The organism is Shewanella sp. KCT (genome assembly GCF_007636505.1).
In the GTDB taxonomy this organism is placed as follows: Bacteria; Pseudomonadota; Gammaproteobacteria; order Enterobacterales; family Shewanellaceae; genus Shewanella; species Shewanella halotolerans.
The window spans coordinates 241,921-256,071 of record NZ_LVDJ01000004.1 but is presented as its reverse complement, the minus strand read 5'-3'; the positions used below and the strand labels follow the sequence as shown (position 1 = coordinate 256,071).

Sequence of the window (14,151 nt, the reverse complement as noted above, 5' to 3'; positions counted from 1 at the left end):
AGCAGGCCATTAGCCCATTTATACTGTAACAAACAAAGCGCCGCAAACCGCGGCGCTCATTATCAATCACTATTAACAATTATTAACTAAAAAGTGATTACTCATTGATCTTCAGCACGGCGAGGAAGGCCTCTTGCGGGACTTCGACGTTACCCACCTGCTTCATGCGCTTCTTACCCTCTTTCTGCTTCTGCAGCAGCTTCTTCTTACGGGAGACGTCGCCGCCGTAACACTTAGCGGTTACGTCTTTACGCAGGGCCTTGACCGATGAACGGGCGATGATCTGGCTGCCGACGGCCGCCTGAATCGCAATATCGAACATCTGTCTTGGGATCAGTTCCTTCATCTTGTTCACCAAGGCCAGGCCTTGATAACGCACGTTCGCCTTGTGAAGGATCATCGCCAGGGCATCGACGCGATCGCCATTGATCAGTACGTCCAGACGCACCATGTCCGCCGGCTCGAAGCGTTTGAAGTTATATTCCAGCGATGCATAACCGCGACTGGTCGACTTCAAGCGGTCGAAGAAGTCCATCACCACCTCGGCCATCGGCATATCATAGGTGATCGCCACCTGGTTGCCGTGGTAGACCATGTTGGTCTGCACGCCGCGCTTCTCGATACACAGGGTGATCACGTTACCCAGGTACTCTTTTGGTACCAGGATGTTGGTCTCAACGATAGGCTCACGCATCTCTTCGATGTTGTTCATCGGCGGAAGATCCGATGGGTTATCGACGTAGATGGTCTCGCCCTTGGTGGTCACCACCTCGTAGACTACGGTCGGCGCCGTGGTGATCAGATCCAGGTTATATTCGCGCTCGAGACGCTCCTGAATGATCTCCATGTGCAGCAGACCCAAATAACCGATACGGAAACCGAAACCCAGTGCCGAAGAGGTTTCCGGCTCGAAGAAGAGTGAGGCATCGTTCAGGCTCAGCTTGTTGAGCGCGTCACGGAAGTTCTCATAGTCGTCGGTCGAGATTGGGAATACACCGGCATAAACCTGCGGCTTCACCTTCTTAAAACCAGGCAGCGGCTTGTCGGCGCCATTCTTGGCCAGTGTCAAAGTATCGCCCACAGGCGCGCCGTGGATCTCTTTGATACCCGCAATCACAAAGCCCACTTCACCTGTACTCAGCTGAGCCGTGTCTGTCTGCTTAGGCGTGAAGATACCGACGCGATCGGCCGTATGGGTCTGGCCGGTCGACATCACCTTGAACTTGTCACCCTTCTTGAGCACACCATTCTTGATACGCACCAAGGAAACGACGCCCAGGTAGCTGTCGAACCAAGAATCGATGATCAACGCCTGCAGCGGCGCTTCAGGGTCACCTTCTGGTGGCGGGATCTGCGCAACGATAGTTTCCAGTACGTCGCTGATACCTAAACCTGTCTTGGCCGAGCAGCGCACCGCATCGGCGGCCTCGATACCCACGATATCCTCGATCTCCTCGGCGACACGCTCTGGGTCAGCCTGGGGAAGGTCTATCTTATTCAGTACAGGCACCACGTCCAGATCCATGTCCAGCGCGGTATAGCAGTTTGCCAGGGTCTGAGCCTCAACGCCTTGACCGGCATCGACCACCAAGAGGGCACCTTCACAGGCAGCCAGCGAGCGTGATACTTCATAGGAGAAATCCACGTGACCAGGGGTATCGATGAAGTTCAGCTGGTAGGTTTCACCATCTTTAGCTTTGTAATCGAGAGTCACACTCTGGGCTTTAATGGTAATGCCGCGCTCACGCTCGAGATCCATTGAGTCCAATACCTGCGCCGCCATCTCACGGTCAGACAGGCCGCCGCACTCTTGAATAAGACGGTCAGAAAGGGTTGATTTGCCATGGTCAATATGGGCAATAATCGAAAAGTTTCTAATATGCTTCATTGTGCGAAATGACTAAACTCGAAATTGAAATTGATCTAAAAGTGCCGAATTGTACCCGATCGCTAAACTAATACCAATTGGAATCCATCGGACAAGGAAAATAATAGACTAGTTGGCAGGGGAAATACCGTCTATGGCCCGGCCAAGGCGGGAGAGGATCACCGGCTGGCTGTTGATCTCCAGCGATTTTGCCCAGCGCCGACCCAGCCACCAGGCACTTGCCGCGCCGCTCAGACCAAGGGCGATAGTCAGCAGGTCGCTGCTCACGAGTTCTGCCAGGCCAGCGAGGAAATGTCCCAAGGTGGCGCCAATAAACAGGCCCGCCAGCGGCATAAGGTAGACGATCGCGGCCGCCTTTAAGATCACACTCTCAGGCAGGCCAAGTTTTAACAGTTCACCGGGTTCATACTGAGTGTCGCTAGGCAGCGAGAAGCGCTGCACCTTGGGCGAGAACGCCTTAGACACGGCAGAGGTGCCACAGGTGTCATTGTTATCGCAATGATTACAGGCGTTTTTAACTTTCACTTCGACCGTGACCCAGCCATCGCCTGGGCACCTGATCACTGTGGCGGTTTCTTCCATCATAGCGGGATCACTCTATGGTGATGCTTTTGGCGATGCGGCTGAGTGTCTCGGCCGGCACCTTGCCCACGGCAACCACCTCAGCATTGCCCACACGCTCGGCGGCCAAAGAGAGACCGTTGCGGGTCATCAGCTCGTCGGGCAGCGCCGTCTCGCCGGCTCTTGCCACATACACAGAGATGTTCACTAGGCCATCGCTCAGGGCGATATACTCGACCGACTCGTGGCTGCCGATGAGCCTGTGATTATCCTTGACCACGATCTTAAAGCCTTGAGGTAACCATTTGAACTGCCAGTTGTCAGCCTGCTCACGCTGGGGCTGAGGCATGATCTCGGGCCAATCCTGCTTATAGGCTTCGCGCAGGATCGCCGGCGCATCGTCAAGAACAATCAACTCAACCACCAGCACCTGCTCCAGCAGCTGCTTCTCTAGGTTCAGCATGTCGTAACGTAGCGGCAGATAGGTATCCATATCCAGCCATACCTGATAGCTATAGCGATTGTCATCGTTGGGAATAATCCGCACTAACTGGCTGGGACGCCCGGCCAGACGCGAACGTCCACCCAGGACAAACTGATAACCCGACTCTAGATCAGAGATAACGCCGGCAAACGCAGGTGGCAACACGCCTTGAATACGCTCGGCTCGCACGCTGTAGGCGGGTTGGTCATGTTCGATAAAGGTAACTGTATTGCCCACGCGCACGGCATTTTTCGGCGGGCCATTGAGGTGCTCGAGAAAAGCGACTTCTTGGTCTTCGACCTTGCCGTGAAGATAAACCAGGGGGCGTATGTGATCCGCTTGCAGATGGATCAGGGACATCTTGAATTCTTGCCCTTTCAAGGCGAGGCTCATATTTTCGAGCCAAGCCTTAGCGGACAACTCTTCCTGAGCACTGGCAGGGAAGACGAGGACTAACAGGGCCAACCAAATAAGACGCAAGCTAACTCCTTAATAATACCAATCGACACAAAGAGTATAGTCAGTGTGACCAGTATAAATAGCTTTTAGTGATTCACCGGGATAGGCGTAAGCTCACCATTGTCGTCTATATTGGCACTGTTATTCAATCTTTGCTGCAGCATATGATCTTGAATATAGGTGTTGATGCGATGACGCTGCTCCATCACTCGCTCATTGGTATAACTTTGATTCTGTTGTACCGGGCCAGTCTGTAGGCTCACAGGCGACGCGCTGCCAATCAGCGGACGGGTATTGAGCACTGGCATAGGCGCATCTTCGACGCCACCCTGATTATAATTCTGCACGCCGATCACGGCGACCAAGGCGACGCTGGCGGCGATGGCATATTGACCAAACTGCTTAAACAGCGGAACCACACTCGCAAGTTGACGTTGAGGCGCCACCTCAGGCGTTTCGACACGCTTAGGCACAAGGATACTAGGCTCAAGCTCAATCGCTGCGGCAATGTTGGCACTGAGATCGAGATTGATCGCAGCGGGCAACTCACCACGCATAGCATCACCTATCATGTGATAATCACGCCACTTCTCATGTGAATCCGTATCGGCGGCGAGTTGCGCCAACTCCTGCTCGTCGATTTCACCATCAACGGCAGCGGAAACCCATTCCTGACCTAACTTATCCATTTATCACCCATATAAATTTAGTGTATCGAATAAAATGCTTCATCGTTCCAGCAAAGGCTGCAACTTCTTGTCGATGGCTTCACGCGCCCTAAAGATACGTGAACGCACTGTGCCCACTGGACACTCCATCACATTGGCAATCTCTTCATAACTCATGCCATCGAGCTCACGCAGAGAAATAGCCATCTTCAATTCTTCCGGCAAGGTATCGAGCGTATCGAAGACCACTTTCTGAATCTCATCTGACAACATGAGACGCTCAGGGGAGGCAAACTCCTTTAGCGCATCACTGCCGTCGTAATATTCGGCCTCTTCCGCATCGACATCGTTGGCAGGCGCTCGCCTACCCTGTGCCACTAAATGATTTTTCGCAGTATTGACCGCGATGCGATACAACCAAGTATAAAACGCACTCTCACCCCTAAAGTTAGGCAACGCACGATAAGCTTTGATAAAGGCTTCCTGTGCCACATCTGCCACGTCGGCCTGATTACGCACATAACGGGCAATCAGATTAATCACTTTGCTCTGGTATTTATGTACCAGCAGGTTAAAAGCGTTTTTATCTCCTTGTTGCACTCGCTCAACGAGTTGTTGATCACTTATCTGTCCACTCATCCGAGCCGACTACTCCTAAATCTAAAATGCTGATTTCTCAGTCGCTCGAATCATATTCACATATGTAGACTAGCCCACATCGAAAAAGTTCTAAAAAAAATTGCGATATCCACATTTATTTTCTACGGCGAGATCAGTATCCATAAATGGCGTCTTGGTTTACCATAGACAATACTCGCATAACTTACCATGATACCTGATGAAACAAGTAGTTGAACATCAATCTGACGTTTTGGTTATCGGCAGCGGGGCTGCTGGTCTGACTTTAGCGCTACATCTGGCTGAAAAATCAAACGTTATCTTACTCTCAAAAGGCCCACTCAGCGAAGGCTCAACCTACTACGCCCAGGGCGGTATCGCGTCAGTGTTCGATGAAGAGGATACCATCGAATCTCACGTCACCGATACCTTGATCGCCGGGGCCGGGTTATGCGATGAAGAAGTTGTGACCTTTACCGCCGAAAACGCCAAGAGCGCCATGGAGTGGTTGATTCACTGCGGCGTCGCCTTCGATAAAGAAGAAACCGCCGACGGCGACGAGAGCAAGGCCCCCTATCATCTGACCCGCGAAGGTGGCCATAGCCACAGACGCATCCTGCACGCGGCCGATGCCACGGGTAAAGAGGTGCAGGTGACGCTACAGGAGCGTGCCCTGAGTCACCCCAACATCAAGGTACTGGAGCGCTACAACGCCATCGACCTTATCACCACACGTAAGCTCAAGCGCCCGGGCAACCGCGTCCTCGGCGCCTATGTGTGGAACCGTAACGAAGAGCATGTTGAAACCGTTAAGGCTCGCTTCGTCGCACTGGCCACAGGTGGCAGCTCTAAGGTGTACCAATATACCTCTAACCCAGATATCGCCTCGGGCGATGGCATCGCCATGGCCTGGCGCTCGGGCTGCCGGGTGGCCAACATGGAGTTCAACCAGTTCCACCCCACCTGTCTCTACCACGCCGATGCCCGCAACTTTTTGTTGACCGAGGCACTGCGCGGTGAAGGCGCCTACCTTAAGCGTCCCGATGGCAGCCGCTTCATGCCGGACTTCGACGAGCGCGGCGAACTCGCGCCTCGCGATATCGTGGCCCGCGCCATCGACTATGAGATGAAACGCTTAGGTGTCGACTGTGTCTACCTAGATATCAGCCACAAGCCGGCCGACTTTGTCATCAAGCACTTCCCCACTATCTATAGACGCTGTCTGGAACTGGGAATAGATATCACCAAAGATGCTATCCCTGTGGTACCGGCAGCCCACTATACCTGCGGTGGCGTGATGACAGACCTTCATGGTCAGACAGATCTCAATGGTCTCTACGCCATCGGCGAAGTGGCCTATACCGGCCTGCACGGCGCGAACCGTCTGGCCAGCAACTCGCTGCTTGAGTGTCTGGTGTTTGCCCGCGCGGCAGCCGAAGATATCGAGAGCCAGCTGGCCAAGATCCCTATGCCGGGTACCCTGCCCGCCTGGGATGAGAGTAAGGTATCGAACTCGGATGAAGAGGTAGTGATCGCCCACAACTGGCACGAACTACGTCTGTTCATGTGGGACTATGTGGGGATTGTGCGTTCAGACAAGCGCCTCGAACGCGCCCTGCGCCGCTGCGCCATGCTGCAGCAGGAGATCCAGGAGTACTACAGCAACTTCCGCGTGAGTAACAACTTACTCGAGCTGCGTAACCTGGTCCAGGTCGCTGAGCTGATCATCCGCTGCGCCATGGAGCGAAAGGAAAGCCGCGGCCTACATTACAATATCGACCATCCCAACAAGAGTAATAATCCGCTACCAACCATATTGCATCCAGAGCAATAGCGGTAAGGGCGTTAGCCAAATCTCAGTAGCAGGCGACACAGGTGCCGATAACCTGTGTCGTCAAACATATCCCGCCATAAGATAACCAGGCGTTTCTGCTCTCCCTCGTATAACCAGAACAACACTACCAAGGGACTGACCCAAATCCTGCGATAACTAAGCTGTTGCTCGATTGCTTCGTCAACCTGCTGCACTTGCATACGCGAATCTAACTCGTCGCGGATAAGACCAATTCTGCCCGACTCATCCAGCCAGAAGGCAAGAGACCAACGTCTTAGCGCAATAAACTGATAGAGGAAGAAAGTGATTGTAGCCGTTAACAGGCCATACTTGAGGGTGAGAAACCAGAGAGAGGCAATTGGCGGCCAGACCAGAAAAGCACTCAGGCACAGAGCCGCAAAACAGACCAGCGAGAGTCGCTGGTCGAAGGAGGCTGTCAGGTGAAAGTTATGGCGCCGCCCGGCCACGAACTTTGACCACCATGTCGGCGAGCTGCGGGTCTGGACAGGCCTCATGGCCCATAAACCAGGCAAACAACTCAGGATCTTCACACTCTAACAGACGAACGAAAACCGCCTTATCATCTATAGACAGCTGTTCATATTGGGTCTCAACAAAGGGTTGAAACAATACATCAAGCTCTAACATGCCCCGTCGGCACGCCCATCTTACTCTGGCTATGTTCATTGGCTCTGACACACAACTACTCCCCTATTTTCGATTGGCGATAGTGTACCAGTTAGGCCGCCGGCTTCACACCGTTTTATAGCCGCTCCACCTCGAGATCCTTACCGGCGAAGAGATCGCTAAAGTCGGTTTCCAGCAGGGATTTTACCGCCGGATGTTGGATCATCCGCTCGGCAAACATCACATGGTAGACCTCCTTTATATCGTCAGTCTCACCCAGAATCTGCATATCGTGGGCAAGAATATCCTGCTTATAGATAGATGGCGCCACGAAAATACCCTGCTTGAAGAAGCCAAACGCCTTCATCATGGCCGCATCATCGAACTCGCCGAGTATGGTGACATCCAGGCCATTCTCATCGAACCAGTGATGTAGCTGCTGGCCGAGCGAGGTGCGCTTGCCCGGGATCAACAACTTGCCCTCTTCCAGACAGGCGGGAAAGGGTTTGTCATAGGTGGTCGAAGAGAAAAACGCCACGCCGCACTCGCCGAGCTTCTTCGATAGGATCTCCGGATACTTGAGCGACTCACCGGCGCAGTCGGATAAGATCATATCCAGCTTATGGGCCCTTAAGCGCTCCATCAGGCTCTCGTGGGTCGCCTCATAACAGGCTAGATGCATAGAACCATCGCTGGGCACAACCGAGAGCAGCACCCGACTGGCCAGCGCCTTAGAGAGCGCATCGGCGATACCCACCTCGAACAAGATATTATTATCCTTTTGATAATTCAGGATATCTAACATCTCATAGCTCAGGCTGAACATCTTATCGGCGTAGCGAAACACCAGTTCGCCCAGCTCGGTGGGCTCAAGATTACGCCCCACCCGCTTAAACAGAGTACCGTTGAGGCGCTGCTCGAGTACGCGGATCTGCCCAGTTACCGTTTGCGGGGTCAAACATAAGGTTTCGGCGGCCTTGGCCACCGAGCCCTTCTTATGCACCATCCAGAAATAATAGAGATGGTTATAGTTCAGATGCGACATCAAGGCTCGCGTCTCTCCTGCTATTTAAGACGTTGGCAATCCATCATGTTGTACATGACTTCGCTTAGCGTCTCTATCGAATCCACCTTGCCCATATCCAAGGCCTCGGAGAGCCCCTGCACCAGGCTGTCGCGATCGGGCAGGCGTCCCTCGCAGTAGGTGCGATTAGCCTCTTCGAAGCGCTTACCACTACGGTACTTGAGGGCGCGGGACTCATATCCATTAGTCTCGACCCGCTTGCCCATCGCATTAGGCTTAAACATGAGGGCACCGTCGACAACCCCCTCCAAGTAATGCTGACAGGCGACGCTGTTGACATCTTTATCGCACGCCTCTAGCTGGCTGGCATAGGCGCCCCCGGTCAAGCCGAATGAGAGCATGAGTGTCACGACGAGTTTTTTCATGATTTTTCTCCTTTCTCTGGAAGCACCTTAGATAACCAAAAATATCCTATCACCGCCGACATGATCGACCCGGTCAGAATGCCAAGCCGCGCCAGATCGCCGTAGGCCTCGCCATCGCCGATAAAGGCCAGGGATGAGATGAACATCGACATGGTAAAGCCGATACCACACATCACGGCCACAGGGGCGATATGACGCCAGCCCATGCCATCAGGCAATGCAGCCAGCTTAAGCTTGACCGCCACGAAGCTAAACAGCATTACCCCAAGCGGTTTACCCAGCAGTAGGCCAAGAGCGATACCCACAGGCACAGGAGATAACAGATCCCCAAGGCTCATGCCCGACAGATCGACCCCGGCATTGGCAAAGGCAAAGATAGGCAATATGACAAAGGTGCTCCATGGGTGCAGGCTATGCTCCAGATGCTCTGACGGTGAGCTACCATCTTTGGCCCGCAGCGGAATACAAAATGCGATGATCACACCGGCCAGGGTAGCGTGTACCCCAGATTTGAGCACGGCGATCCAGAGGATCAGGCCCACCACCCCATAAGGAGCAAGCGCGGTCACACCCTTTCGATTTAGCCCCACCAAGATCACTATCGCCAGCGCAGCAACCACTAAGCTGATGGCAGAGAGATCTGTGCTATAGAACATGGCGATAATCACCACTACACCCAAGTCATCTATGATGGCCAGCGCCAGCAAGAACACCTTAAGCGCCACCGGCACCCGGCTCCCCAGCAGCGCCATGATACCTAGCGCGAAGGCAATATCGGTCGCGGCAGGAATAGCCCAGCCTGCCTGGGTAATAGGGTCGGCATAGTTAAAGATCAGGTAGATCGCTGCGGGGAAGATCATGCCACCTATGGCGGCAAAGGTTGGCAAGGATGCCTGCTCGCGGCTCGACAATGCGCCTTCCAGCAGCTCACGCTTCACTTCCAGGCCGATCAACATGAAAAACAGCGCCATCAGGCCGTCGTTAATCCAGTGGATCAGCGTCTTATCAATATCCAGACTGCCCACACGCACCTGCATCTCTGTGTGCAGGAAGCCTTGATACAGACCTGATAGCGGGGAGTTCGCCATTATCATCGCCAAGATAACGGCCGCCATCAATAAGATGCCACCGGCCGATTCCTGGCTCAGAAAATTTCTAATCGCCTTTTCCATAAATAAACTCCAAAAACACTTAATGTATTGAGTCTAGCGGAATGCAACCTAGCTGAATAATCGTTTGCATCGGCATTAAACATCGGTAATTCCGAGGTATTAAGTGTAGTCAGTCACCGCTGACTAATCAATAGCATGCAGTTTTACTTAGCGGGAGTGGCGATTAAAACCATATGTGACGGGGATCACAGGCAGATTGAGATTGAAAGGGAGATTTTTTATGCAGAATAAATTAATAAAGCGCGGCGACTCACAAAGAGTCTGCCGCGCCTTACCTCAGAAATTCCTCAGTCTTAAGGATGACACTTAAACAGAGAAGGGATACTGAATCGCCTCGTGGTGCTGATAACCAGTCACCTCGAAATCGTCCATGGTGACCCAGGTCTCGAGATCTTCCAGCGACTTGATATCCGGATTGATGCTTAGCTTAGGCGACGGGAAGGGCTCGCGCTTAAGCTGCACCTCCTGCATCAGGGGTAACTGATCTTCATAGATGTGCGCATTGACTATCTTATGGTAGGCCTTACCCGGTTTGTGACCTGTGATCTGCGCCACAATCGCCAGCAGGGCAAACACCTGCACCTGATTGAAGTTTAGCCCTAGGGGAACGTCGCAGGAGCGCTGGAAACTGTTGAGGTATAAGGTATCGCCCAGCAAAGAGAAGTTATGGGTGTGCATGCAGGGACGCAGACAGCCCATATGAAATTCACCTGGATTGTAGAAGCTTAAGATCTCGCCGCGATCATCGACCCCTTTAGACAGGTTGTCGATTATCTTTCTTAGCTGATCTACTGTGCCGCCATCTGGCTTTGCCCAGGCTCTGCCCTGCACCCCGTACACCCGGCCCATATCGTCATGACCCTTACGGTGAGGGTTATTCAGCCAAGCGCTGTTTTCATTGGCGTTGGCATCCCAGGTCTTGGCGCCCAATTTTCTGAAGTCGGCGGCATTGTCATAGCCCCTGAGGTAACCCAGCAGCTCGGCAATCGCCCCCTTCCAGAAACTCTTACGCGTGGTGATCAGGGGAAACTCGTTGGCGGCCACATCATATTCCAGATCGGCATTGATCACGGTTAAACAGCGCTTTCCCGTGCGCTCGTTTTCAACCCAGACGCCCTCATTGATGATTCGTTCACATAATGCCAAATACTGTTTCATCTTATCCTACTTATCATTGTTGCTTGGATGGGGACTTTAGCGCCCTTCCCTAATCGAGTCTTAATCTAGCTTTAGCCGAGCCTTTGTTCTATCAACCGCTTTTTTACGGCCATCTCTAGCTGAGGGCTAACTTGATCCCGGTAAAGAATAACATGATGGCGAAGATTTTCTTCAATCTTGCCGTGGGCCAGACACTGGCCGCCTTCGCCCCCAGTGGCGCCGTCAACATAGAGGTGCAGACGATGCCGAACAAGGCGGGTAGATAGATATAGCCTAGGGTGTATTCGGGCAGCCCTTGAGTCGCCCAGCCAGCAAACACATAGCTGAGACTACCAAACAGGGCGATCATCAGCCCTGTCACCGAGGAGAAACCTATGGCGTGGCGCATCTGCACGCCGCACCAGGTCAAAAATGGGATAAACAAGATGCCGCCGCCTATGCCCATTAGTGCGGCTATGATGGCGACAAACATTGCGGTAACAAACAGAGAGGGACTCGCGGGTAAGCTACGCTCGCCCTCTGCCGCCTTAAAGGGAAACACCATCTGCAGCGCCATCAACACCAAGAAACCAGCAAATACCTGCTTGAGTAGCTGAGCAGAAAACAGCGAGGAGATAAAACCTGCGGACAGGGCACCAACTATTAAGCCCGGCAGCATGATGGTGAGTAGATGCCAGGGAATATTACCGCGGGCATGATGAGCCCGGGCAGATGAGGCCCCGGTTAGAATGATCGCCGCCAGCGAGGTGGCAATAGCCACATGGGTCAAATGCTCAGGCACCACGCCCGCCATGGGCAGAAGAAACAGCAATACAGGTACGGCTATCACGCCACCGCCAATGCCTAACAGGCCCGCCATAAAACCGATGAAGGCCCCCAGGGCAATACAACTGACAACTATGGTGAACATGTAACCTCGACGGCAGTGGCGAAAGGAGGCATTAGCTTAAAGGAATTACCGACAGATTGAAATTGCCTAACGCTCACAGAGAGAAACTCACTTATAGGAATTCGTCCAGACCTTTCTCTTTCAGATACAGCGTCAGCAGTTCCCTCACCTCGAAGCCGTTGGTGAGTGACAACGCCTGGGCAAGCAGCTCACTCAAGTCCTGATAGGACACCCTACGGATCAGATAATTGATCTTGGCAAGACTGCCCTGGTTCATACTCAGCTGGGTATAGCCCATGGCGACCAGCAGCAATACGCCCATGGGTTCGCCTGCCAGTTCACCACAGACGCTGATCGGCAGGCGATACTCTCGGCACGCCAACCTCGCCTGGGTCAGCGCCCGTAAGATCCCCGGATGATAGGAGTCATACAACGTACTGACTCTTGGGTTGTTTCTATCGACCGCCAGCAGATATTGAGTCAGGTCGTTCGAGCCTACAGAGATAAAGTCGACCCGTTTGGCCACCTCTTCGAGCTGAAACAGCAACGCAGGCACCTCCAGCATTATGCCTATCTTAGGCCGCTGCAGGTCTGGATGAACATCTTGCTTCACCTCGAGATAAGCCTGCTCCAGATAGGCGATAGCCTGATCTATCTCGTCCAAACAGCAGACCATGGGCAGCAGAATATGCAGCTGCTCACCGCCCCCCGAAGCATTGAGCATGGCTCTGAGCTGCACCAGAAACAGCTCAGGATGATCCAACGTCAGACGGATCCCGCGCCAGCCGAGGAAAGGGTTCTCCTCGATAATAGGCAGATAAGACAATGGCTTGTCACCGCCCACATCCAGGGTGCGCATCACCACGGGACGCCCAAGCGCGGCATTCAACACCTGACGATAGACCTCGACCTGTTCGGCCTCGCTGGGGAAGCGGGTCTGTAACATGAAAGGGATCTCGGTGCGATACAGGCCGACACCGTCGGCGCCTTCGGCGATTTCCGAGGCCAGGCTGCTTAACAGCCCGGCATTAAGATAGAGATGAATTCGGCGCTCATCTAAGGTCAATGCAGGCTTAGACAGCTCCTCGGCATAACGTTTCTGCAGCGCCTTCTCCGCCGAGATCAGGCTGCGATACTCACCGATCAGCGTCGGTGTGGGCGAGATCAGCACCTGTCCGCGGTTGGCGTTTAGGATCAGCTGTTTGCCATCGATACCGGCATTGAGGATCCCCTCGACACCTATCACCGCCGGGACGCCGAAGGCGCGCGCTAAGATAGCCGCGTGGGAGTTAACCCCACCTAGCTCTGTTACTATGCCCACCAGCTTGTGCTGGGGGAACTCGGCGAGCATGGTCGCCGTGGCTTCCTTGGTCACCAGGATCACGGGCACATCCAGTTCCAGCTGCATCTTCTGCGGCTCGATCAGCTCACGCAGCACCCTCTGGCCCAGATCGCGAATATCCGTCGCCCGTTCCTGCATATAAGGGTCTTGCATCTGCTGGAAATGATCTATGTAGCGCAGCGACACCCGGCTCACCGCCGAGATAGCCGTCCAGCCCGCCTGGATCTCCCGTCCATATTCACCGCCCAGGCTGGTATCATCCAGCAGCAGTTGCAGAGCTGAGAAGATAGACTGCACCTCTTTCTCATTCTCGCCATCGAAGCGCTGTGACAGGGCGCTGAGGGTGTTGCGACAGGCATCCAGCGCCTGACTCAGGGCGAGCAGTTCTTCGTCAACCTGCTGGGTGCGACGCCCCTGCTGCTCAAGAGGAATCTCGCCCCCCAGCACCATGGCGTGAGCGATCACCACGCCACTGGCTGCCGAGGTACCGGTATAGACACACTTGTCCGGCGCCGATTTCACCTCGGCCTTCTTACGCTGCTCACGCACCGCCACCGCCAACTGGGCGGCGAGCGTCATCAGGAAGGCCTCTTCGGCCTCGCTAAACTGGCGCGCGTCGGCCTGCTGCACCACCAGCACGCCTAGGATTAATTTCTGATAAATGATGGGGACGGCGAGAAAGGCACGAAAATCTTCCTCGTCGACTTCGGTGAATAGCTTAAATCTGGGGTGTTGCTGGGCATCGGCCAGGTTGACCGGCTCTTCGCGTTCGGCTACCAGACCAACCAGGCCCTGGCTTATAGGCATCTTGACCTTGCCCACGGCTCTCGGGTCCAAGCCATCGGTGGCCGACAACACCAGCTCCTGCTCTTCCAGGATATAGATGGAGCAACACTGGGTCTCCATCGCCGACTTGGTCTGGCTAACAAGCAAAGAGAGGGCTGATTGAAGATCATCGGCTGCGGCTACGGCCTGAGTGATGTCTCTGAGCGTCTTTAACAC

General features: G+C 53.9%; 14 protein-coding genes. 1 reads left to right on the top strand and 13 read right to left on the bottom strand.

Annotated features, from left to right (window positions below):
• Positions 1–97 precede the first annotated feature (97 nt).
• The 5 genes from lepA to rpoE all read right to left on the bottom strand — a co-directional run bounded on the left by lepA (position 98) and on the right by rpoE (position 4,699).
• Entirely contained in the window at positions 98–1,888 is a 1,791-nt protein-coding gene (gene lepA, locus AYI87_RS08140) for a translation elongation factor 4 (protein ID WP_144201101.1), read from the bottom strand.
• Between the two features lie 108 nt (positions 1,889–1,996).
• Positions 1,997–2,473 carry a SoxR reducing system RseC family protein gene (locus AYI87_RS08135; protein ID WP_144201099.1) on the bottom strand — a complete coding sequence of 159 codons (477 nt, stop codon included), beginning with the start codon at positions 2,471–2,473 and terminating at the stop codon, positions 1,997–1,999.
• Positions 2,474–2,480: 7 nt separating this feature from the next.
• On the bottom strand, positions 2,481–3,413 hold the full coding sequence (locus AYI87_RS08130) for a MucB/RseB C-terminal domain-containing protein (protein ID WP_144201097.1): 933 nt from the start codon (positions 3,411–3,413) through the stop codon (positions 2,481–2,483).
• A gap of 65 nt (positions 3,414–3,478) precedes the next feature.
• Complete coding sequence (locus tag AYI87_RS08125) at positions 3,479–4,081, bottom strand: sigma-E factor negative regulatory protein (RefSeq protein ID WP_011864853.1); 603 nt, start codon at positions 4,079–4,081, stop codon at positions 3,479–3,481.
• Positions 4,082–4,120: 39 nt separating this feature from the next.
• Positions 4,121–4,699, bottom strand: a complete 579-nt coding sequence (gene rpoE / locus AYI87_RS08120) for an RNA polymerase sigma factor RpoE (RefSeq protein ID WP_011864852.1) — start codon at positions 4,697–4,699, stop codon at positions 4,121–4,123.
• A gap of 199 nt (positions 4,700–4,898) precedes the next feature.
• Between rpoE and nadB the strand changes: the two genes are divergently transcribed.
• Positions 4,899–6,512, top strand: a complete 1,614-nt coding sequence (nadB, locus tag AYI87_RS08115; RefSeq protein WP_011864851.1) for an L-aspartate oxidase — start codon at positions 4,899–4,901, stop codon at positions 6,510–6,512.
• Between the two features lie 11 nt (positions 6,513–6,523).
• On the opposite strand, the gene AYI87_RS08110 is transcribed toward nadB, so the two are convergent.
• The 8 genes from AYI87_RS08110 to ptsP form a co-directional block, all read right to left on the bottom strand.
• The gene (locus AYI87_RS08110) at positions 6,524–6,979 is read right to left on the bottom strand and encodes a protein YgfX (RefSeq protein WP_144201095.1); all 456 of its coding nucleotides are present in this window, start codon (positions 6,977–6,979) and stop codon (positions 6,524–6,526) included.
• A complete protein-coding gene (locus AYI87_RS08105) occupies positions 6,960–7,199 on the bottom strand; it encodes a succinate dehydrogenase assembly factor 2 (RefSeq protein ID WP_041406484.1) in 240 nt (79 codons plus the stop codon). The genes AYI87_RS08110 and AYI87_RS08105 overlap by 20 nt, the downstream gene beginning before the upstream one ends.
• A gap of 76 nt (positions 7,200–7,275) precedes the next feature.
• Positions 7,276–8,184: a transcriptional activator NhaR gene (gene nhaR, locus AYI87_RS08100; protein WP_011864848.1), complete on the bottom strand. Its 909-nt coding sequence runs from the start codon at positions 8,182–8,184 to the stop codon at positions 7,276–7,278.
• Positions 8,185–8,204: 20 nt separating this feature from the next.
• Positions 8,205–8,588: a hypothetical protein gene (locus AYI87_RS08095; RefSeq protein WP_011864847.1), complete on the bottom strand. Its 384-nt coding sequence runs from the start codon at positions 8,586–8,588 to the stop codon at positions 8,205–8,207.
• Entirely contained in the window at positions 8,585–9,760 is a 1,176-nt protein-coding gene (nhaA, locus tag AYI87_RS08090; protein ID WP_144201093.1) for a Na+/H+ antiporter NhaA, read from the bottom strand. Before nhaA ends, AYI87_RS08095 begins: the two co-directional genes overlap by 4 nt.
• Positions 9,761–10,066: 306 nt before the next feature.
• Complete coding sequence (locus AYI87_RS08085) at positions 10,067–10,918, bottom strand: thymidylate synthase (protein WP_144201092.1); 852 nt, start codon at positions 10,916–10,918, stop codon at positions 10,067–10,069.
• 115 nt (positions 10,919–11,033) lie between these two features.
• Positions 11,034–11,828, bottom strand: a complete 795-nt coding sequence (locus AYI87_RS08080; RefSeq protein ID WP_144201090.1) for a sulfite exporter TauE/SafE family protein — start codon at positions 11,826–11,828, stop codon at positions 11,034–11,036.
• Between the two features lie 91 nt (positions 11,829–11,919).
• A complete protein-coding gene (gene ptsP, locus AYI87_RS08075) occupies positions 11,920–14,151 on the bottom strand; it encodes a phosphoenolpyruvate--protein phosphotransferase (RefSeq protein ID WP_144201088.1) in 2,232 nt (743 codons plus the stop codon).